Below are 19,286 nucleotides of genomic sequence, written 5' to 3'. Positions count from 1 at the left end.
TGCGTTGCAATTCAATATACTGTTTTTATTCGACTTTTATCCAGCCTGATTTGGCCTATTGCTCGGGGAGAGAGCCCCGGAATTCTCATGATTGACTTGAGCCCGGCGCGCGGCTCATCGCAATCCGTCTTTTCCTTCCGCCTCGTCCGCGGTCAGCCCTCCAACCCGTGGCAACGGCCGCCCACTGTCGGTCACCGCCACCGCGACCATGATCTCGTTCGCCCGTGGCGCGTCGTTGAGCATCACTTCGATCCCATCGAAATGACTGCGCACGTAAGCCGCATCCTTGTGGCCCAAAGGCACGTCCAGCACCTGCCCCGGACTGCCCATCTTCTTCGACGACGGCACCAGCGCCGCGCCTTTCTCGACCGCCTTGCGCAAAGGCGCTCCCAGTTTCGGGTGCAAGATCGCGGCGGCATGTTCCAGTTCGCCGTTCTCGCCCACCATGGCGCTCTTGCCATAGCTTTCGGCATCCTCCGGCGTGATATCCAGCGCCAGCACGCAGCGTTCCCCCAGCAGCCCGCCCAGTTCGGCACCGATCTCCATCAGTTCGCTCAGGTCCTCCTCGTACCGCCCGGCGAACGGGTTCTCGATCACCGCCACCGCCACCGCCTTGCGGGTCGGCGGGACGATCTCGCGGCCCATTTCACTCAGTGTCTCCTCGACCGTCACCACAAGCTTCCTGATCTTCGCCTTCATCTCAGCCCATCCTCTCCCTTGATCTCCCAGGCCTCGAGCCCGCCCGAACGCGAATGCACCCGCGGACCGTTGGTCATCACCAGTGCTAGCGCCATCTCGCCCGCCCGCGGCGCATCGTTGCAGCCCACCTCGACCGAATCAAAATGGCTGCGCACGTAAGAGGCCATCACATGCGTCACCGGCACGTCGAGTCTGGCCCCCACGCCGCCCACCTTCTTGGTCGACGGAACAATCGCTTTCGAAGCCTCGGCCCCCAGAAGCTGCCGCATCGCATAGCCGCCCGGCGCGTGCCACAAGGCGCCGTGCTCGATCTCGCCGGCCTCGCCGATGATCGCTCCCTTGCCATAGCCTTCGACGTTTTCCTTGCCGCCGAGCAAGTCGATCAACCGCTCGGCCATCCGAAGCCCGAGGGGGCGCAGATCGTCGATAAAGGGCTGGATATCGGGCTCATACCGCCCGGCAAACGGGTTTTCGATCACCGCCAGAGACCACGCCCTGACATATGGTTTCTCTGCCTCCGGTCCGCCCTCGTGGAAAATCTCCTCGACGCTTTCGACCCTCTTTCTCAGCTTGACCTCAGGCACGTTCCACCTCCCTCTGCAAAACCTCACGGCATTCACCAACCATACGCACCCGTCCTCGCAGGAACAGGATCGCCGCATGAATTCGACCGCCTGCCTGCATTGCTTCAGCAACCCGGACACCGTTTCGCAGCGCAACTTCGGCCTCTTGCGGGCGCAGTGGACCGACACCGACAACCACCGGCCGGTCACCGAGATCGCTGTCGGGTCGCAGCTGCCGCGCCGGCGCCCGCCGGATCGCTGCATGCTCGGGCAAATCCACCGCGTTGGCAATCAGCGTCGCCGCCGCATCGGCATCGGCGGCATCCCGCGCCAAAACAGTTACGCTCTCGGCGATTCCCAACGACAGGCTCCGTCCGCCCTGTCCGCTGGTCGCTATCCCGCCGATGCCATCCTCGGCAGCTATCTCCACGGCGCCCAGGCCGGCACCATCCAGCCCCGTGACCGCCAGCCGGAACCGCGCGCCCGACGCTAGGTGTAGCGCGATATCCCCGCCATTGTTGACAAAGGCGCGCCGCAGCTCTCCTGCGGCCACCATGGCACCCAGCACGTAATCGGCCACAGCGCCCGCGACCGCTGCCATCGGCGTCACGAACCCTGTGTGCCATGCCACCGCCTGCACCATCCGCCGCGCCACGGGCCCCGTAACTGCGCAAGGTGGCGTCGCCCCCGACCAGCCGTCGCGGCGCAGCAGGTCCAACTCATCCACCAAGGCCTCAAGCACCCCCTCAAAAGCGGCCCGCGCCGCCCGAAAAGCCTCTTCCCGGTCGCCCTCCGCCCCGATCACCAGGTCGATCGGCCCGTGCTGCAGATGCAGCCGTCCCCCCGGCAACATGGCAGCGGCAAAACTCATCCCTCGTCCTTCCAGCGGTAATGCCCCTTGGCTGTCGGATCATGCCCCGAGGCGCCGGGCCCGACCTTGCGCGTCGTATCGCCCATCACCGTTTCCAGGGCGCGGATCTCCTCGACATGCCCGCCCAGCGCGGCATAGTCGCTCACCCGCATGGTGAACTCGATCGGCGCCACAATCGCCGGCGTCGGCACGTAGCCGAAGGCATTCGACGGCATTTCCATCACATCCGCCATCACCGTGATCCCGCCGCCGGGCCAGACATAGGCCTCGGCCCCGCCGCAGCTCACCTTGGTCAGCGCCTCGCGCACCGATCGTGTCAGCCGCACCGGGTTTTCCGTAACCCCGGCACGCAGACTGCCGCCGGCCCCACCCATGAACAGCACCGACGACACCGAAGGCTCGCAGTTTTCCGCAATCCGCTCGGCACTCGCCTTCACCGCCTCGGGTGCCTCCTTCGCTTGCGGCATCAGATCGGCATCCAACTCGTAATAGGCCCATTGCTCGCCGGTGGTGCTGACCATGAAGAGCCGCAAGCCCTCCCATGCCACCTCCGGTTTCCACTCACCCAGAATGGTCAGCGGGTCCTCGATATCCGTCCCGCCCCAACCGCGGCCGGGCTCGGCTACCTGGAAATACCGCCCCGGGGTCGAGCGGCGGCCCTTGATGCGAATGCCGGTGGGCTTCACCCCCAGAACCTGGCCGGCCTGGTGCTCGGACAGCACCCCGGTGATGTGGTCGTCCACCACCACCACCTCGTCGACAATCTCGTGCCACTGCTTGGCGAACATGCCGATCGCGGCCGAGCCGCAGCCGACCCGCATCAAACGTTCCTGTTCGCCTTCGATGATCGGCGGCTGACCGGCCTGTATCACCACCGAGACAGCCTCGCCATCCTTACCGATCACCATTTCGACCGGTTCACGGTTGCACAGCTGCATCAGCGCATCGCAGGTCACCCGGCCTTCCTTCTTCGACCCGCCGGTCAGGTGTTCCACACCGCCAAGGCTCAGCATCTTCGAGCCGTATTCGCTGGTCATCACATGGCCGATGGGCTCCCCATCCACCCGCACCACGTCGCGCTCATGGCCGATGTGCCGGTCGGTGTCGATCTTCACCTTGGCACCGCAATAGGAAAAGATACCCTCGGTCACCACCGTGACCATGTCCACCCCTTCGACCTCCTGACTGACGATGAACGGCGCCGGCTTGTAGTCCGGATAGGTCGTTCCTGCCCCCACCGCTGTTACAAAGCGGCGGTTGCCTTGGACGATGTCGCCATCCCAGTCGCCGCCCTCGTCGGTTTTCAGAAACGGCACCAGCTTTTCGTCCGAAAGTTCGATCACCGTCAGCGGGTCGAGCCGAACCAATTCGCCGCCATGGTTGGCATAGCGGTCGCAGGCCCCCGGTTTGCCCTCGGCGATATAGCACATCACCGGGCAGGCATCGCAGCGGATTTTCTCTTCCCTCTTCCGGCGTTCAGCCATGGTCCGCCTCCTTCAATGCCGCTCGCAGGCGTGATGGCGTCACCGGCAGTTTGCGCATCTGCACGCCGGTCGCATCGCGGATCGCGTTCAGAATCGCCGGCGCCGTGGGAATCAGAACATGCTCGCCCAACCCCTTTGCACCAAAGGGTCCATGCGCGTCCGGCTCCTCGATGATCAGCGTCTCCACCGGCGGCATGTCACCGATGGTCGGAATCAGGTAATCGTGCAGGTTCTCGGTTCGGCCGGGAAGGTATTCCTCCATCAGCGCCATGCCCATGCCCTGGGCGATCCCGCCCTCGACCTGGCCCTCGACCAGCAGCGGGTTGATGGCGCGGCCCACATCATGGGCGGCGACGAACTTGACCGGCGTCACCGTGCCCAGCGCGGTGTCAACCTCCAGCACACACAGATGTGCGGCATAACCGAACTGGGCATAGGGCACCCCCTGCCCGTTTTCGTCCAGCGGCTGCGTTGGCGGGTCATAAGTCTCCTCGGAGCGCAAAACATACCCTTGCGTATCTTCTGCCAACGCAGCCAGGTCGATCGCCTGCACCCGGCCGTCCTCTCGCACCTCGATGACGCCGCTCCCCGTAACGATCGTGGCGCCATCGCCCGCGTTGGCCCTTTGCAGGATCTCGGCCCGCAACGCAGCCCCCGCCAACCGCGCCGCGTTGCCGGTGACGAATGTTTGGCGCGAGGCCGAGGTCTTGCCGGCATCCGGCGTCACGTCGGTATCGCCTCCGACCAGTTCCAGCGCCCGGACCGGCACGCCCAGAGCCTGCGCAAAGATCTGGGCGATCACCGTGTTGGCGCCCTGGCCGATATCCGCCGCACCCTGATGCAACACGATCTGCCCGTCCACCCGCACCCCGGCCTTGATGGTCGAAGGGTTCGGCAGCGAAGTGTTGCCGCAACCGTACCAGCCTGCCGCGATGCCCACACCGCGCTTCACCACGTCGCGCTGTGCGTTGACAACCGCTGCCGCGGCTCGCTCCGTTTCCCAGGCCGGCCGCAGCGCTTCCAGACATGCTCCGATCCCGACTCCCTGCTCAAAGACCTGGCCGCAAACCGTCGGCTCGCCATTTCTCAGCGCGTTGCGGATACGGAAGTCCAGCCGGTCGATCCCGAGCTTGTCAGCCAATTCGTCAAACAGGCTCTCCTGCGCCACCGCCGCCTGCGGCACGCCAAAGCCGCGGAACGCGCCCGCGGGTGGGCAATGGGTATGGATCCCCGTGGCCTCGGCGCGATAGTCAGGCACCCGGTAAGGCCCCGAGGCATGCACCGGCACCCGGTTCGCCACCGTTGGCCCCCAGCTCGCATACGCGCCCGTATTGAAAAAACCGTCGAAGCGGAGGCCGCAGATCTTTCCATCCTGCGTCGCCCCGATCCGCACCCGCATGTCCGCCGGGTGCCGCTTGGTGGTCGACTGCATCGACTCCGAGCGCTCATAGGCCAGCCGCACGGGACGTCCCGTCTTCAGCGCCGCAATTGTCAGGAAAGGCTGGACCGACACATCGAGCTTCGCGCCGAACCCGCCGCCTGCCGCGGTCGGCACCACGCGGATCTGCGCCCGATCCATACCGAGCACCGTCTCCAGCGTCTCCAGGTCCATCACCGGCGCCTGGGTGCAGGCATGGACCTCCACACGCCCGCCAACCACCTCGGCGAAACCGGCCTCGGGCTCAATGTAGGCATGTTCGACGAAGGCGGTCTCGAACCGGCCCTCAACCACGACATCGGCCCGTGCCAACGCCGCGTCTACGTCACCATGGGCAACAAAACCGCCGCACATCACGTTGCCGTTGCGACCCCGGTGCAGCAGCGGTGCGCCCGCTCCCCTGGCGTCGGACATGTTCTGAACGTCGGGCAGAGGTTCCCAGTTCACCGGGAAGTCATCCGGATCGAACAGCGCCATCGTCTCCGGCGCGCCCACCACACAGGCAACCGCCTCGCCACGGAACCGCGTTTCGGCTTCGGCAAATACCGGCTGGTCGATAAACCCCGGGATGGTGCCGAACAGGTTGCGGCCCGGAACATCCGCCGCGGTCAGCACCGCGGCTATGCCGGGACGTGCAGCAAACGCCGCCAGATCTCCGAAATGGAACCGCGCCCGCGGATATGGGCTGCGGATCACCCGGATCACGAGCGCGTCCGCCGGGGCGACGTCGTCACCGAACCGCTCTCGTCCGGCAACCTTGGGCCGCCCGTCAAGCTTTTCGATCGCCGCTCCGGCATGGCCCAGTTCATCCTGACGCGCCGCCGGCGCGCGGCCCATCACCGCGTCAATGATCTTGCGATAACCGGTGCAACGGCAAAGAACGCCGCCCAGCGCGTCCATCACCTGGCGCTCGTCCGGCGTTGGCACCGCGCGGAGCAGCGCCACGGCCGAAACCATCATCCCCGGTGTACAGATGCCGCATTGCGCCGCACCCTGGGCCTCGAACCGCCGGGCCATCTCGGCCGCCAGCGGCTCGTGCGCCACCAATCCAGCCAGCGTTTCGACCTCGCGTCCAGCGGCCTGCTGCGCTGGCATCAGGCAGGCGCAGACCGGGTCGCCATCGACCAGCACCGTGCAGGCGCCGCAATCGCCGGCATTGCAGCCGACCTTGACATCCCGCGCACCCAGCCGTTCGCGCAGGCTTTCCGACAGACGCTCACCCACCCTCGGCGCCACCGCGACCTCGGCGCCATTGAGCCGAAACACTGTCAGGGGGGCCAACCGCTTATCCATCGCCGGCCTCCCGCAGCATCCGTGCGATGACCTCGCGGACCGCATCGAGCCGGTATGCCGCGCTGCCGCGGACATCGTCGATCGGCTGCAACGCGCCCAGATTCGCCATCGTCACCCTGACCTCCTCGGGTCGCGCCCCGATCAGCGCCGTCTCCAAAGCCCCCAGCCGTTGCGCCACCGGCGAACAGGCGCCGACGGCGATGCGAGCATGATCGACACGCCCCGCCCCGTCGCGGCGCAGCACCATCGCCACCATCGCGATCGAGATCACCAGATAGGCTCGGCTGCCGAGCTTGCGGAACGCCCCCACCGCCGTCTCGGGCGGATCGGGCAGATGCAACGCCACCACCATCTCGCCCGGCTTCAGCGCCACCTGCCGCACACCGGTTACAAATCCGCTCAGCGCCATCCGGCGCGTGCCGCCCGCCGCGGCGATCTCTACTTCCGCGTCCAACGTGAGCAGTGGCGGCACCCCGTCAGCGGCGGGCGAGGCGTTGCAGATATTGCCCCCGACGGTGCCGACATTCTGGATCTGGCGCGCGCCCACCTCGCGCGCGGCCGCCCGCAGCCCGTCGAAGGCCGGTGGCAGCTCGGCCCGGGCTATCTCGGACCAGGTCGTCGCCGCCCCTATCCGCCAACCACCCGCCTGCCGCGATATCCCATGCAGCGCCGCGATCCGGGTAATGTCCAGCAGGCTCTGCCGCGGCCCGCCCGGCGTCAGGGCGGGATAGAAATCGGTGCCGCCTGACAGGGGCGTCACCCCGCCACGGCCCAGGATGTCCAGAGCCTCGCTCAGGCTCTCGGGCGCGTAATAATCCACTTCGGTCCCCCTGTCGGACCACGTTGTTTTTCGTTCGTATGCAAATGATATGGAGGTTGCCCGAGTCGAGTCAAAAGCTTTCCACGAATGACGTGCGCCACCCGATACGTTTTGTCGCTTTCACCGGCGCGCGCGGCGACCTATATCTCGGGCGATGAAACGACGCTTCAGAGCATATCTGGGCCTTGTGCTTGCGCTCATGCTGGCCGCTACCGGCCAGAGCATGGCGGTGGCGCGGGGTATGCCCGGTCCGGCCGGAGAAATCATCCTCTGCACCGGTCAAGGTATCGTTTCTGTGGCCGTCGACGAAAACGGCCAACCTGTCGAAAAGCCGCATATCTGCCCCGACTGCGCGTTGTCGCTGTTTGCCGTTGCGGCCGACGAGCCCGACCTGCCCACCCGTCCCTTGGGCAGCGCCGAAAAGCTCTCGCCGCTTCGCAATTCGTTCGCAGCCACCGCGCGCGAGGTGGAACCCGCGGCCCGGGGGCCGCCGGTCGTCGCCTTATCGTGATGCGATCGCCCCGGCGATCTGCCCCAAGGCCTCAAATCGCGCGCGGCAACAAACCCGCGCACCACTCAGTTTTCCAGACAGGAGACACAGAATGTCCTTCAAAACCCGCCTTCTTGCGGCAGCCGCCGCCTTTGCCCTCGCCACCCCCGTCTTGGCCGACGGCATCCGCGTTGAAGACTCCTATGCGAGGGTCAGCGCCATGATGTCGACCTCAGGTGCGGCCTTCATGATGATCCACAACGAAACCGGTCAGGACGATCAGCTGATCGACGCCAAGTCGGATATCTCGGAAAGGGTCGAACTGCACACCCACGAGGAAGACGCCAACGGCGTGATGAAGATGATCCACGTGGAAGAAGGCTTCCCGCTGCCCAAGGACGGCATGATCGCGATGCAGCGCGGCGGCCACCACGTCATGTTTCTCGGCCTGAAACAGCCGCTGGAGCAGGGCGACATCGTGCCGGTCACGCTGGTGTTCGAAAAAGCCGGCGAGGTGACTATCGAGGTGCCGGTTGATCTCAATCGCAAGCCGATGCACGGCAAGATGAACCACGGCCAGATGCAGCAGCAGTCGAACTGATCCGCCAAAGTTTGGTCATCCGAGGGCGTCCCGGAGCGGGGCGCCCTTTTTCTTTGATGCAACCGCGGCCTTACTCGTCCAGCAACGCCCCGACCCAGGCCGGCACCGTCTCACTGGCTTTGCCGAAGCGGGTCTCGGCAAAGGCCGACACCACCGAGGATGGTTCGAGGTTGAGCTCCACCGTGTGCGCCCCGGCCCGCGCCGCCAGTTCGACGAACCCGGCGGCCGGGTAAACCTCGCCGCTTGTGCCGATCGCGGCGAAAACCCCGGCCCCGCCAAGATGCAAAAGGATCTCGTCCATGAAATACGGAATCTCGCCGAACCACACGATATCGGGCCGCGTCGCCGGGACCCCGCAGCGCGGGCACGCATCGTCGGGGAACATCTCGTCTGGCGCCGGCCAGCGATGACCGCAGGCTGCACACAGCCCCTGCCCAAGCTCTCCGTGCATGTGGATCACATCGTTTGCGCCGCCGCGCTCGTGCAGATCGTCGACATTCTGGGTCACGATCACCACGTCGCCGTCCCAATGCCGCTGCAGTCGCGCCAGCGCCGCATGCGCCGGATTGGGCGCGGCGCCGCGGCAATTTGCGCGTCTCGCATTGTAGAAATCATGCACCAGCGCGGGGTTACGCGCGAATCCTCCCGGCGTCGCCACCTCGTTCAGGTCGTATTTGGTCCACAACCCATCAACGTCGCGGAACGTTCCCAGCCCGCTTTCCGCCGAAATCCCCGCCCCGGTCAGAATGACGATCTTGTCACGCATGAGCCTCTCCTTTGCGCCCGACCCTAGCGCCGCCCCCGGTCTCGGGAAAGCCCGGGATTTGCCGCTTGTTTCCCCCCACCACTTTGCCCAAGGTGGCCGCCATGTTGCAGACCGGTCCGATCATCTTTCGTTTCAACGGCGTCTTCGGCGTGCCCGTCGAAATCGGCCAGACGCTGGCCTTTCTGGTGCTGATTTTCATCGGCCTCACACTGTCAGCCGGCGGCAGCCTGCTGTGGCTTGCCATCATCGTCGCCATGATCCTCACCATCATCTACCTGCACGAACTCGGCCATGCCTGGGCGGCCCGGGTCCAGGGCGTTCCGGTGCGCCGCATCGTACTGCATGGCGGCGGCGGATTCTGCGAACATGCCCGCTCGGCCACGGCGCGCGAGCAGGAGTTCATCACCGCCATGGGGCCATTGACCAATCTCGGGCTCTGGGCACTCGGTTCGCTGGCTGCCTACTGGATCTGGTCAAGCGGTCTGGGCAGCGGATTGCTCGGCCATTACCTGGTGCTGTTCGCCGTGCTCAATTTCATGTTCTTCGTCTTCAACATGATCCCGGTGCAGCCGCTTGATGGCGGAAAACTCCTGCACCTCCTGCTCCTGCGTATCCTTGCGCCGCAAAACGCCCTGCAGATTACCGGCGCCGTTGGGCTGGTCTGCGCCATCCTGTGGTGGCCGGCGCTGCTCTATGTCTGGTATACGACGGGCTGGCTCCTGCTCTTCCTGCCGTCAATCGGGCTGCACTACCGGATGATGCGGGGCGAAAAACGCTGATGAGGAAAGGCTCATGAAGGTTCTGTTCGTCTGTCTCGGCAATATCTGCCGTTCGCCCGCCGCCGAAGGCGTCTTCCGCACCGTCGCAGGCGCGGAACACGACATTGACAGCGCCGGAACCGCCGACTGGCATGTCGGCAAACCACCTTACGGGCCCATGCGCGAAGCTGCCTCGGCCAGAGGCATCGACCTCTCCGACCTGCGCGCACGCCAGGTCTCGGGCTCCGATTTCGACCGCTTCGACCTGATCATCGGCATGGATGGCAGCAACCTCGCCGATATCGAGCGTCTCCGGCCCACCGGCAGCGCCACCCCGGTGCATCTTTTCACCGACTACGCCCCGCAATCGGGCATGTCGGAAGTGCCCGACCCCTATTACACCCGCGATTTCGACGGCGCCCTCGACCTGATCGAAGCCTGCGCCGACGGCCTCGCCCGCGCCCTGGCCGAACGATGAAACCGGTCGGCATTCTCGGCGGGATGGGGCCAGAAGCCACCATCCTGCTGATGCAGAAGGTACTGGCCGCCGTGCCGGCGCAGGACGATGCCGATCACATCCCTCTCATCGTCCATCAGAACCCGGCCGTGCCCAGCCGCATCGCCCACCTGATCGAGGGCACCGGTGAAAGCCCCGCCCCGGCGCTGCGGCGGATGGCCGAAGACCTCAGAGCCGCCGGCGCCCGGGCACTCGCCATGCCCTGCAACACCGCGCATGCCTACAAGGATGTCCTCGCTGACGTCGGTCTGCCATTCCTCGACATGATCGAGTTGACCACCGACCGGCTCTCGGGCCGTATCGGCATGCTCGCCTCTCCGGCGGTGCAACGCGCCGGCGTCTTCGACGGCGCCTTCGCCGCCCGCGGCCTTACCCCGGTATGGGGCGACGAAGGTGCGCTGTTGCAGATCATCCGCGACGTCAAAGCCGGGCGCCGCGACGCGAAACCGCTGGCCCGCATCGCCCAAGCCATGGCCCGTGCTTGCGATCATCTGCTCGTCGCCTGCACCGAACTGTCGCTGCTGACCGACGCGCTCTCGGGCCTGCCCTGGACCGACAGCCTCGACTGCCTGGTCGACGGCATCGTGGATTTCGCCCGCGGCGGCTCAGCCTAGCGCCACGTCCAGCGCCATCATCAGTACGAAGCCAGCCAGCAATCCCTGAGTCGCCCGGCGCTGGTGACCATAGCGGTGAGTCTCGGGAATGATCTCGTGGCTGATGACATAGAGCATCGCCCCGGCAGCGAAGGCCATCGCCCAGGGCAGCAGCGCCGCCGACAGGCTGACCGCAACCGCTGCAATCAGCCCCGCCACAGGCTCCACCAATCCGGTCAGGGCCGCGATCAAGAACGCATAGGACCGGGAGTAGTTCTTCGAGATCAGCGCCACCGCCACGGCCAACCCTTCCGGCGCGTTCTGCACCCCGATCCCCAGTGCGATTTGCAGGCCGGCGGCCACGTCGCCGCCGCCGAACCCGACCCCCACCGCCATGCCCTCGGGTGCATTGTGCAGCGTGATGGCGAAGACGAACAGCCAGATTCGGCGCAACTCGGCCGCTTCAGGCCCTTCCCGGCCAACAATGAAATGCTCGTGCGGCAGGCGATTGTCGAAGAACATCACCGTGCCGGCCCCCAGCAACACCCCCACGACCGCAACCGCGGCAGGGATCACGCCATGTCCGAACCGCTCACCGGCAAACTCGACACTCGGCCCCAACAGCGAAAAAAAAGTGGCGGCCAGCATCACGCCTGCGGCAAAGCCCAGCATGATGTCCATGGTCTGACGCGACATCGAACGCCCGAACAATACCGGCACCGCGCCTACCGCCGTCATCAACCCCGCCCCCAGACTACCGAGGAAACCCTGCAGGATGATGCTCATGGCTCCGGCCTCCCTCTGACGCGCTCAGAAGGGCCGGGCGACTCAGCCACAGACCGCTGCCGCGGTCCGGGCATAGTCCTTGTAGGTCTGCCAGAATCGTTCATGGCCAGGATTGTCCGATTGGCGGATTTCCTGTGCCCGGTGCGGGTCGGTATAGAAACTGACCGCCAGCCGTTGGTCGGCGGGCGACAGCGTGTCATTCGCCACTGCCTGAATGCAGCCGCAGCGCTCTTGCGACCGCGCCTTGCGGTCCGAGCCGACGCAGGCACGCGAGATCGGTCCCGTCGCCAGCCGCATCACCTGCGCCGCCGCCGTACCGGCGACCGGCACACCGGCCCGCGCACTGCGCCCGATTTCGCGCTCGGCCTTGCGATAACCGCCGCAGGCCGCGAGTGACAAACAGGCCAATAAAAGAATGAGACGTCGCATGATCGATCTGCCCGATGATCTTTTTTGTGATCATGCCGGACTCCGCCGGAAAATTCAATTGACGTCAATTGTCGCGCTCCGGTCGGGACCGAGACCCGGGCGCTTGACTCGAATCGTCCCGCGCAAGACCCTGACTGAGCGATCAGTCAGGTCCGGGAGGGGGAGGCATGGCCGAACGGGCCATCAGGGACAGCGAAACCGGCGGAGCACGCTCCGATGCGATTCTCGATGCCGCAGAACTGGTATTCGCGAATTCCGGCTATGACGGCGCGGCGCTGCGCGAGATCGCCCAACGCGCCGGCGTGGCACAAGGACTCATTCACTACCATTTCGGCAACAAGGCACGGCTGTTCGAACGGATGGTGGAACGCCGCTCGGGCCAGATCAACGACTCCCGCGCCACGCGGCTCCGCGCCTTGCGCGCCGCCGGGCCTTTGAAACTGGAAGACCTCGTCGAGGCGCTCTTTCGCCCGACCATCGAAACCGGGCTGGAGCTGGCCGAAGACGGCGGCGGCTTTGCCCGCATCCTCGTGTCGATGGCCAATTCATCCGATCCGGTGGCGCGCGAAATGACCGAGACCTATTACGACCCGATCGCCCGAGACTACATCGCCGCGCTGAAAAAGGCCGAACCGCGTCTGAGCGAGGCCGATGCCGTCTGGGCCTACATGTTCGCGATCGGCGTCGGCATGACGATGATGGCCAAGACCGGGCGGCCCAAGCGGCTGTCGGGCGGGCTCTGCGACGACGGTGATGCCGACGCGATGCTGGCCCGCATCGTGCCGTTCATCTGCGGCGGTATCCGTGAACTGACAAAAGACAACCCAAGGGAGGAATGAGATGAAACAGATTTTCGTGAAAGGCGTGGCCATGACGGCGCTGGCCCTCGGCACGCTGGCAAGCGCGCCCGCCCGAGCCGACGATTTCAGCGTCACCATCGTGGCGGGGCACCCGCCAGTCTTCCGCTGGGTGAAACACGCCAGCCAGACCTTCATTCCCGCGGTTGATGCGGCACTGGAAGGCACCGGGCATTCCATCACCTGGTCCGAGCAATACGGCGGATCGCTTGCCAAGGTTGGCGATGAGCTTGAAGCGGTCGAAGAAGGCCTGGCCGAGATCGGCCTCGTCTCCTCGCTGTTCGATCCGGCCAAGCTCTCGGTGCAGAACGTGACCTATTTCACCCCCTTCGTATCGAGCGACTCGACTGCCGTGTCGACCTGGATGGACAATCTACAGGAGACCAACGCCGACATGCAGGCGGCCTGGGCCGAAAACGGTCTGGAATACCTAGGCGGCGGCATCGGCATTGACGACTACCTGTTGATGACCACCTTCCCGGTCAATTCCATCGCCGATCTCGACGGCCGCAAGATCGGTGCTCCCGGCCCGGCAGTGAACTGGCTCAAAGGCACCGGCGCGGTCGGCGTGTCAGGCAACCTCACCACCTACTACAACGAGATCAAGACCGGCGTGTATGACGGCGTCATCGTCTTCGCCTCGGCCGCGCTGCCGGGCAAGCTGCACGAAGTCGCACCCTATATCACCAAGGTCGGCTTCGGCGCGCAATATGCCGGGGGGCTGGCGGCGAACGCCGATTGGTTCGACGACCTGCCGCCCGAGGTCCAGGCCGCGCTCAAGGCCGGGGCCAAGGCCGATGCCGAAGCCTACCAGAAGGATCTCGACGCCTCGGTCGAGAAATTCCTCGGCATCATGCAAAGCCAGGGCGCCACGGTGACCGAAGTCGATCAGGCCTTCCGCGAACAATGGGCCGCGGGCATGGACAACGTCGCCAAGCTCTGGGCCGACCAACTCGACGGCGAGGGCAAGGCCGGCACCGCCGTCTTGAAGGCCTACATGGACACGATGCGTGCCGCCGGGGCAACCCCGGTGCGTAACTGGGATCAGGAATGACCTGATCGCGGTTACCACCCGCCGCTCCAGGTGGTCATGGCGTGGAGCGGCGGGCCGGGACCGGCGAATCGGTGCCGTCGCGCGCGCCGGCCCGGATCAGATCCGGGATGCGCGGCGCACGACACCGGACCACCGGCATTCAGGAGACGGACGGAATGACGGAACGATCGGCCAACATCCCCGATCCCGGCCTGCCGGGCTGGTTCCATGCACTCCGGCGCTCGGTCGACGCCGTCACGGGGGCTCTGAACGTCGCCGGCACCCTGCTGATCGTTGCGGTCATGCTGCTGGTCAATGCCGACGTGATCGGCCGCGGCGCCCTCGATGCGCCGGTTTCCGGCGTGCCGGAAATGGTCTCGATGTCGATTGTCGCCATCGTCTTTCTGCAAATCGCCCAGACCTTCCGTCAGGGCCGCCTGACCCGGACGGAACTCCTCCTGACCGGGCTGGAAAACCGCAGTCCCCGCGCCCGGCATGGGCTGGAACTGGTCTTCTCGCTGGCGGCGCTTGCGCTTGTCTGGCAGATCATCGCCGCCTCCTGGCCGCTTTTCCGCAAGGCCTGGACCCGTGGCACCTATGAAGGCACCATCGGCGATTTCATAGCCCCCGTCTGGCCGGTCAAGCTGATCATCATCATCGGCTGCAGCGCCCTCCTGGTGCAACTCGCCCTGCACGCACTTGCCGCCTTTCTCAGGCTCATTCGTGGGGCCGGCGCATGACCCCGTTCGAGATCGGCCTTGCCAGCTTCGGCGCCATGGTGGTTATGATCTATGCCGGCTTCTGGGTGCCGTTTGCGCTGATGCTGTCGTCCTATGTCGGCGTCTGGGCCATCAAGGGCTCGCCTCTCCTTGCGGGTAAGCTGCTGGCACTGGCCGCCAGCGAAACCATCTCGTCCTATTTCTTCGGCGTCGTGCCCTTGTTCGTGCTGATGGGTTATGTCGTCTCGGTCACCGGCATGGGGCGCGATGCCTTCGACGTCGCCAATCACCTCTTCCGCCGCCTGCGTGGCGGCCTCGGCATCGGCACCGTCGGCGCCAACGCCATCTTCGCCGCCATCACCGGCATCTCGATCGCCTCGGCTGCCGTCTTCACCCGCATTGCCGTGCCCGAGATGATCCGCCACGGCTATGCCAAACGCTTCGCGGTCGGCGTTGTCGCAGGCAGTTCGGTCCTCGGCATGCTTATCCCACCCTCTCTGCTGCTGATCCTCTATGGCCTGCTGACCGAACAATCGGTCGGCGATCTTTTCATCGCCGGCATTGTCCCCGGTATCCTCCTGGCGCTGGCCTTCGGCTCTGGAATCTGGCTGACCGCGCTTTTTTGGCCCGCACGGCTGGGGACGGGCGTGATGACAGATCAGGCGGAAAGCGCCCTCACTCCAGCCGAAGTGGTCGCCAAGGGCCTGCCCATCGTTGCGCTGATCGGCCTTGTCCTGGGTGGCATCTACGGCGGCTTCTTCACGCCGATCGAAGCCGGCGCCGTTGGCTGCCTCGGCGCCATCGTCCTCGGACTCGCCCGCCGCTCGCTCTCATGGCGCGACTTCTGGCAGGTGCTGCAGGATACGGGTCTCGTCACCGCTGCAATCTGCTTCCTGATCATCGCCGCCCAGATGTATTCCCGCATGCTCGCTCTCTCCGGCGTTCCGGCCGGGTTCGGCGCCTATGTCGCCAGCGCCGAGATCGGTTATTGGGGCGTAATCCTGGCCTATGTCGTGTTGGTCATCCTGATGGGCGCCATTCTCGACAGCTCGTCGATCATGCTGATCCTCGTGCCGCTGATGCTGCCGGTGCTTGTACCCATGGGCGTGGACCTGATCTGGTTCGGCATTGTCACCGTGATCGCCGTCGAGGTCGGCCTGCTGACACCGCCCTTCGGCATTTCCGTCTTCGTCATCAAATCGGCTCTCGACGACCCGTCGATCTCGCTCGGCGACATCTTCCTTGGCGCCGCGCCTTTCGCGCTCCTGATGGTGCTTGTCCTCGCCCTTGTTCTCGCCTTCCCGGTACTTGCCACGGGGCTGATATGAAACCTGTCAAAGTCTCAGGAAGGTATGATCCGATTGTCCCGCCCGGCGTGACGCCGGGCAGCGCCCGACCCGCCCCATGGGCGGGCGCTTCACGCCCACCCCGGGCCGGGCGCTGCCCTCAGCGCAATGGTCCAGACCTTTGAAGAAAGGAAGCCCATGCCCAGACGTTTCGTCGACATCTCCGTGCCCTTGGAAACCGGCATCATCTCCGACCCGCCGATCATGCTGCCCGAGATCGAATACATGACCCACGACCAGACCGCCGAACAGGTCATGGCGTTTTTCCCCGGTCTGAAACGCGAAGACCTCCCCGGTGGCGAAGGCTGGGCGGTCGAGCGGCTCCAGATCGCCACCCATAACGGCACCCATCTCGACGCGCCCTATCACCACCATTCGACGATGAACAAAGGCGAGCGCGCCATCACCATCGATGAGGTGCCGCTGGAGTGGTGCTTCAACCCCGGCGTCAAGCTCGACTTCCGCCATTTCGACGACGGCTACATCGTCCAGCCAGCGGATGTGGAGGCCGAACTGAAGCGCATCGGCCACGATCTCCAGCCGCTCGACATCGTGGTGATCAACACCTCGGCCGGGGACCACTACGGCCGGCCCGACTACCTGATGAAGGGCTGCGGCATGGGGCGCGATGCCACGCTGTATCTGCTGGAAAAAGGCGTCAGGGTCACAGGCACCGATGCCTGGAGCTGGGACGCTCCCTTCGCACTGACCGCGCAGGAATACGCCAAGTCCCACGACCCGGGCATCATCTGGGAAGGCCACAGGGCCAGCATGGAGATCGGCTATTGCCACATGGAGAAACTGTCGAACCTCGAAAGCCTGCCCGGCAACGGCTTCGAGATTTCCTGCTTCCCCTATAAGATCAAGCGCGCCAGCGCCGGCTTCACCCGCGCGGTCGCCATATTCGAGGAGTAAGTCATGAGGCTTGGATCGGTTTTCTACGGCGGCAAGGTGCGGGTGGTCTCGCCCCTCGATGACGACACCTATCTCGATCTCGACCGCGCCGCCGAACTGGCGCGCTACGAGACCGACACATTCACCAACATGCAATCGGTGATTAACGAGGGCGATTACGGCATCGAACAGGCCGAGCACCTTCTGCGCCGCGCCAACAAGCGCGCCTTCGTCAATGCGGAAGACGTGATTTTCCTGCCGCCGCTTATGCCGGTGCAATACCGCGACTGCCTGGTCTTCGAAGACCACCTGATCAACTGTCTCAAGGGCTTCGGCGACCCCGACCCGAAACTGCCGCCCGTGTGGTATGACCAGCCAATCTATTACAAGGGCAACCGGATGAGCTTCATCGGCCATGAGCAGGACGTCATCTGGCCCAACTATGCCGAGTTTCTCGATGTCGAGCTGGAAATGGCGATCATCGTCGGCAAGGAAGGCAAGGATATCAAACCCGAAGACGCCCACGAGTACATCTTCGGCTATACCATCCTCAACGACATCTCGGCCCGCGATGCCCAGATGAAGGAAATGCCGGGCCAGTTGGGCCCCGCCAAGGGCAAGGATTTCGACACCGGCAACATTCTCGGCCCCTGGATCCTGACGCCCGACGAGGTCGACCATCCGGTGGCGCTCGACATGGAACTCAGGGTCAACGGCGACCGCTGGGGCGGCGGTAACTCGTCATCCATGCAGCACGATTTCGGCGCCATCCTGGCGCATATCTCGGCCTCGGAAACACTCTATCCCGGCGAGGTGATCGGCTCGGGCACGGTCGGCACCGGTTGCGGGCTGGAACTGGGCAAACGCCTCAGCCCCGGCGACGTGTTCGAGCTCGAGATCGAAAAGATCGGCACCCTGCGCAACCGGATCGTCAAACCATGAGCGGCGTGACGCTCGACACTGCCCCCGACCGCGCCGTGGTCGAGTTTCGCTGCACCGGCACCGCCACCGGCAAAATGCGCAACGAGCTGGATGTGCGCATGACCCGGCCGATGGAAGAACGCTTCGACCTCGCCACCGACGAAGGACCGTTTCACGGCGGCGACGCCACCGCGCCGCCGCCTCTGGCGCTTTTCATCGCCAGCCTGACCGGCTGCCTGATGACCCAACTGCGCGCCTTCGCCCGTCGCCTCGAGGTGCCGCTCGATACCCTGACGGTCGACACGACCATCGAATGGGATTGGGCCCGCTCCGGCGCCGTGTATGAAACCGCGCCGAAAAGCTTTGCCGTCGACGTGAATATCGACAGCCCGGCGCCCGCGGAAAACGTCGAAGCGCTGATCCGGGCGGCGAAGAAAGGCTGCTTTATCGAGCAGACCCTGGGTCAGGCCAACCGTATCACTCACCGCATGAAACGTGGCGAAGGTTGGGTCGTAGTCCGATAGCGGCCTGATCCAGCGGCGCGCTTGCGCGCGCAGGTCAGTATGCGTTCAGGCCACGCAGGCCCTGGGGGGCCAGCCCCCCAGACCCCCCGGAGTATTTTCGGCAAGATGAAGCATCGGGGCCGGTTGCCGTATTTCATCTTGCGCCAAATACCCCCGCCGACGGCTCGCGTCCGCGTCGCCTGTGCAGGCCGGACACAGGCATACCGCCGCATTGCTGCCCGAGGGCGTCGGGGCGGGCATGCGCCGTCCTCACCGCCACTGCTTTCCTTTCCGGGGTGGGAGACGCCCGAGGGCGGCAATCCCCGCCAAACGCGCCCGGCCAAAAGCAAACGGCCCCGCCAGTCTGGCAGGGCCGCTCAATGCAATTACCGAAAGGATCAGGCTTCAGCCTGGGCCTTCAAAATCTCTTTCTTCACTTTCAGCGCATTGGCCGACAACTCGCTGTCTTTGGCCTTGGCCAAAAAGGCGTCGAGCCCGCCACGGTGGTCGACCGAACGCAGCGCCGAGGCCGAGATGCGCAGCTTGACGCCGCGGTTCAGCGTTTCCGACTGCAGCGTCACGTCGTTCAGGTTCGGCAGGAAACGGCGCTTGGTCTTGTTGTTGGCGTGGCTGACATTGTTGCCAGTCATCGGGCCTTTACCGGTCAGTTCGCAGACGCGCGACATGGGTTCATCCTCATCTTTGATCTCACGAAGCCCAGGCCGGGCCGGCCGACTCCGTTAACACAAATAGGCGCCGCCCCGATATGCTCAACGGCCAGCGCCCTGAATTCCGTTCGCGGTCTTTAGGCGGAATCACCGCAGCCGTCAAGCCCGCCCCCCCCGAGAACGCGGCCGGCCTTGCGAGAAAGCCGTTGCGCCATAATTTCGGCCGATTTGTCCGCG

Annotated in this window: 22 protein-coding genes; 12 read left to right on the top strand and 10 right to left on the bottom strand. The window is 65.1% G+C overall.

Features of this window, described 5'->3' with window-relative positions:
- Positions 1 to 114: 114 nt before the first annotated feature.
- From NO357_RS08740 to NO357_RS08715, 6 genes are read right to left on the bottom strand one after another with little or no spacing between them, the layout of a single operon-like run.
- Positions 115 to 699 carry an amino acid synthesis family protein gene (locus NO357_RS08740; protein WP_306735254.1) on the bottom strand — a complete coding sequence of 195 codons (585 nt, stop codon included), beginning with the start codon at positions 697 to 699 and terminating at the stop codon, positions 115 to 117.
- Positions 696 to 1,283: an amino acid synthesis family protein gene (locus NO357_RS08735; protein ID WP_306735253.1), complete on the bottom strand. Its 588-nt coding sequence runs from the start codon at positions 1,281 to 1,283 to the stop codon at positions 696 to 698. Before NO357_RS08735 ends, NO357_RS08740 begins: the two co-directional genes overlap by 4 nt.
- The gene (locus NO357_RS08730; RefSeq protein ID WP_306735252.1) at positions 1,276 to 2,133 is read right to left on the bottom strand and encodes a UPF0280 family protein; all 858 of its coding nucleotides are present in this window, start codon (positions 2,131 to 2,133) and stop codon (positions 1,276 to 1,278) included. Before NO357_RS08730 ends, NO357_RS08735 begins: the two co-directional genes overlap by 8 nt.
- Entirely contained in the window at positions 2,130 to 3,617 is a 1,488-nt protein-coding gene (locus NO357_RS08725) for a 6-hydroxynicotinate reductase (RefSeq protein ID WP_306735251.1), read from the bottom strand. The genes NO357_RS08730 and NO357_RS08725 overlap by 4 nt, the downstream gene beginning before the upstream one ends.
- Positions 3,610 to 6,348: a molybdopterin-dependent oxidoreductase gene (locus NO357_RS08720; protein ID WP_306735250.1), complete on the bottom strand. Its 2,739-nt coding sequence runs from the start codon at positions 6,346 to 6,348 to the stop codon at positions 3,610 to 3,612. The genes NO357_RS08725 and NO357_RS08720 overlap by 8 nt, the downstream gene beginning before the upstream one ends.
- Complete coding sequence (locus tag NO357_RS08715) at positions 6,341 to 7,168, bottom strand: FAD binding domain-containing protein (RefSeq protein WP_306735249.1); 828 nt, start codon at positions 7,166 to 7,168, stop codon at positions 6,341 to 6,343. The genes NO357_RS08720 and NO357_RS08715 overlap by 8 nt, the downstream gene beginning before the upstream one ends.
- A gap of 199 nt (positions 7,169 to 7,367) precedes the next feature.
- On the opposite strand from NO357_RS08715, the gene NO357_RS08710 reads away from it, so the two are divergent.
- Positions 7,368 to 7,679: a hypothetical protein gene (locus NO357_RS08710; RefSeq protein WP_306735248.1), complete on the top strand. Its 312-nt coding sequence runs from the start codon at positions 7,368 to 7,370 to the stop codon at positions 7,677 to 7,679.
- 91 nt (positions 7,680 to 7,770) lie between these two features.
- Positions 7,771 to 8,259, top strand: a complete 489-nt coding sequence (locus tag NO357_RS08705) for a copper chaperone PCu(A)C (protein ID WP_306735247.1) — start codon at positions 7,771 to 7,773, stop codon at positions 8,257 to 8,259.
- A gap of 70 nt (positions 8,260 to 8,329) precedes the next feature.
- Here the strand turns inward: NO357_RS08705 and NO357_RS08700 are convergent, their stop codons facing one another.
- Positions 8,330 to 9,025 carry an NAD-dependent deacylase gene (locus tag NO357_RS08700; RefSeq protein ID WP_306735246.1) on the bottom strand — a complete coding sequence of 232 codons (696 nt, stop codon included), beginning with the start codon at positions 9,023 to 9,025 and terminating at the stop codon, positions 8,330 to 8,332.
- 101 nt (positions 9,026 to 9,126) lie between these two features.
- Between NO357_RS08700 and NO357_RS08695 the strand changes: the two genes are divergently transcribed.
- From NO357_RS08695 to cuyB, 3 genes are read left to right on the top strand one after another with little or no spacing between them, the layout of a single operon-like run.
- Positions 9,127 to 9,804, top strand: coding sequence for a site-2 protease family protein (locus NO357_RS08695; protein ID WP_306735245.1), 678 nt, complete (start codon positions 9,127 to 9,129; stop codon positions 9,802 to 9,804).
- A gap of 13 nt (positions 9,805 to 9,817) precedes the next feature.
- The gene (locus tag NO357_RS08690; protein ID WP_306735244.1) at positions 9,818 to 10,261 is read left to right on the top strand and encodes a low molecular weight protein-tyrosine-phosphatase; all 444 of its coding nucleotides are present in this window, start codon (positions 9,818 to 9,820) and stop codon (positions 10,259 to 10,261) included.
- A complete protein-coding gene (gene cuyB, locus NO357_RS08685; RefSeq protein WP_306735243.1) occupies positions 10,258 to 10,914 on the top strand; it encodes a cysteate racemase in 657 nt (218 codons plus the stop codon). The genes NO357_RS08690 and cuyB overlap by 4 nt, the downstream gene beginning before the upstream one ends.
- Here cuyB and NO357_RS08680 read toward each other — a convergent pair.
- Together NO357_RS08680 and NO357_RS08675 are read right to left on the bottom strand one after the other, a co-directional pair.
- A complete protein-coding gene (locus tag NO357_RS08680; RefSeq protein WP_306735242.1) occupies positions 10,906 to 11,679 on the bottom strand; it encodes a ZIP family metal transporter in 774 nt (257 codons plus the stop codon). The genes cuyB and NO357_RS08680 overlap by 9 nt on opposite strands.
- A gap of 42 nt (positions 11,680 to 11,721) precedes the next feature.
- Positions 11,722 to 12,108 (bottom strand): hypothetical protein, encoded by a 387-nt coding sequence (locus NO357_RS08675; RefSeq protein ID WP_306735241.1) that lies wholly within the window; start codon positions 12,106 to 12,108, stop codon positions 11,722 to 11,724.
- Between the two features lie 167 nt (positions 12,109 to 12,275).
- Here NO357_RS08675 and NO357_RS08670 point away from each other — a divergent pair, with 167 nt between their 5' ends.
- From NO357_RS08670 to NO357_RS08640, 7 genes are all read left to right on the top strand, one after another.
- Positions 12,276 to 12,947, top strand: a complete 672-nt coding sequence (locus NO357_RS08670) for a TetR/AcrR family transcriptional regulator (RefSeq protein ID WP_306735240.1) — start codon at positions 12,276 to 12,278, stop codon at positions 12,945 to 12,947.
- A gap of 1 nt (position 12,948) precedes the next feature.
- Complete coding sequence (locus NO357_RS08665; RefSeq protein WP_306735239.1) at positions 12,949 to 14,019, top strand: C4-dicarboxylate TRAP transporter substrate-binding protein; 1,071 nt, start codon at positions 12,949 to 12,951, stop codon at positions 14,017 to 14,019.
- A 155-nt stretch (positions 14,020 to 14,174) separates the two neighbouring features.
- Positions 14,175 to 14,738: a TRAP transporter small permease subunit gene (locus NO357_RS08660; protein WP_306735238.1), complete on the top strand. Its 564-nt coding sequence runs from the start codon at positions 14,175 to 14,177 to the stop codon at positions 14,736 to 14,738.
- Entirely contained in the window at positions 14,735 to 16,045 is a 1,311-nt protein-coding gene (locus tag NO357_RS08655) for a TRAP transporter large permease (protein WP_306735237.1), read from the top strand. The genes NO357_RS08660 and NO357_RS08655 overlap by 4 nt, the downstream gene beginning before the upstream one ends.
- A 156-nt stretch (positions 16,046 to 16,201) precedes the next feature.
- A complete protein-coding gene (locus NO357_RS08650; protein WP_306735236.1) occupies positions 16,202 to 16,978 on the top strand; it encodes a cyclase family protein in 777 nt (258 codons plus the stop codon).
- 3 nt (positions 16,979 to 16,981) lie between these two features.
- A complete protein-coding gene (locus NO357_RS08645; protein ID WP_306735235.1) occupies positions 16,982 to 17,899 on the top strand; it encodes a fumarylacetoacetate hydrolase family protein in 918 nt (305 codons plus the stop codon).
- Positions 17,896 to 18,402 (top strand): OsmC family protein, encoded by a 507-nt coding sequence (locus NO357_RS08640; protein ID WP_306735234.1) that lies wholly within the window; start codon positions 17,896 to 17,898, stop codon positions 18,400 to 18,402. Before NO357_RS08645 ends, NO357_RS08640 begins: the two co-directional genes overlap by 4 nt.
- Positions 18,403 to 18,779: 377 nt before the next feature.
- Here the strand turns inward: NO357_RS08640 and rpmB are convergent, their stop codons facing one another.
- Complete coding sequence (gene rpmB / locus NO357_RS08635; RefSeq protein WP_306735233.1) at positions 18,780 to 19,067, bottom strand: 50S ribosomal protein L28; 288 nt, start codon at positions 19,065 to 19,067, stop codon at positions 18,780 to 18,782.
- Positions 19,068 to 19,286: the final 219 nt, after the last annotated feature.

The organism is Marimonas arenosa (assembly GCF_030848945.1).
Lineage (GTDB): Bacteria > Pseudomonadota > Alphaproteobacteria > Rhodobacterales > Rhodobacteraceae > Marimonas > Marimonas arenosa.
The sequence above is the reverse complement of the archived record's forward strand: the minus strand, read 5'-3'. Positions and strand labels throughout refer to the sequence as shown.

What these genes read in the sequence shown, in the direction of transcription:
- NO357_RS08690 (WP_306735244.1), top strand. Translation starts at nt 9,818, where the DNA reads ATGAAGGTTCTGTTCGTCTGTCTCGGCAATATCTGCCGTTCGCCCGCC.
- NO357_RS08665 (WP_306735239.1), top strand. Translation starts at nt 12,949, where the DNA reads ATGAAACAGATTTTCGTGAAAGGCGTGGCCATGACGGCGCTGGCCCTC.
- rpmB (WP_306735233.1), bottom strand. Translation starts at nt 19,067, where the DNA reads ATGTCGCGCGTCTGCGAACTGACCGGTAAAGGCCCGATGACTGGCAAC.
- cuyB (WP_306735243.1), top strand. Translation starts at nt 10,258, where the DNA reads ATGAAACCGGTCGGCATTCTCGGCGGGATGGGGCCAGAAGCCACCATC.
- NO357_RS08655 (WP_306735237.1), top strand. Translation starts at nt 14,735, where the DNA reads ATGACCCCGTTCGAGATCGGCCTTGCCAGCTTCGGCGCCATGGTGGTT.
- NO357_RS08675 (WP_306735241.1), bottom strand. Translation starts at nt 12,108, where the DNA reads ATGCGACGTCTCATTCTTTTATTGGCCTGTTTGTCACTCGCGGCCTGC.
- NO357_RS08720 (WP_306735250.1), bottom strand. Translation starts at nt 6,348, where the DNA reads ATGGATAAGCGGTTGGCCCCCCTGACAGTGTTTCGGCTCAATGGCGCC.
- NO357_RS08725 (WP_306735251.1), bottom strand. Translation starts at nt 3,617, where the DNA reads ATGGCTGAACGCCGGAAGAGGGAAGAGAAAATCCGCTGCGATGCCTGC.
- NO357_RS08730 (WP_306735252.1), bottom strand. Translation starts at nt 2,133, where the DNA reads ATGAGTTTTGCCGCTGCCATGTTGCCGGGGGGACGGCTGCATCTGCAG.
- NO357_RS08660 (WP_306735238.1), top strand. Translation starts at nt 14,175, where the DNA reads ATGACGGAACGATCGGCCAACATCCCCGATCCCGGCCTGCCGGGCTGG.
- NO357_RS08680 (WP_306735242.1), bottom strand. Translation starts at nt 11,679, where the DNA reads ATGAGCATCATCCTGCAGGGTTTCCTCGGTAGTCTGGGGGCGGGGTTG.
- NO357_RS08695 (WP_306735245.1), top strand. Translation starts at nt 9,127, where the DNA reads ATGTTGCAGACCGGTCCGATCATCTTTCGTTTCAACGGCGTCTTCGGC.
- NO357_RS08710 (WP_306735248.1), top strand. Translation starts at nt 7,368, where the DNA reads ATGCTGGCCGCTACCGGCCAGAGCATGGCGGTGGCGCGGGGTATGCCC.
- NO357_RS08645 (WP_306735235.1), top strand. Translation starts at nt 16,982, where the DNA reads ATGAGGCTTGGATCGGTTTTCTACGGCGGCAAGGTGCGGGTGGTCTCG.
- NO357_RS08640 (WP_306735234.1), top strand. Translation starts at nt 17,896, where the DNA reads ATGAGCGGCGTGACGCTCGACACTGCCCCCGACCGCGCCGTGGTCGAG.
- NO357_RS08700 (WP_306735246.1), bottom strand. Translation starts at nt 9,025, where the DNA reads ATGCGTGACAAGATCGTCATTCTGACCGGGGCGGGGATTTCGGCGGAA.
- NO357_RS08650 (WP_306735236.1), top strand. Translation starts at nt 16,202, where the DNA reads ATGCCCAGACGTTTCGTCGACATCTCCGTGCCCTTGGAAACCGGCATC.
- NO357_RS08705 (WP_306735247.1), top strand. Translation starts at nt 7,771, where the DNA reads ATGTCCTTCAAAACCCGCCTTCTTGCGGCAGCCGCCGCCTTTGCCCTC.
- NO357_RS08670 (WP_306735240.1), top strand. Translation starts at nt 12,276, where the DNA reads ATGGCCGAACGGGCCATCAGGGACAGCGAAACCGGCGGAGCACGCTCC.
- NO357_RS08740 (WP_306735254.1), bottom strand. Translation starts at nt 699, where the DNA reads ATGAAGGCGAAGATCAGGAAGCTTGTGGTGACGGTCGAGGAGACACTG.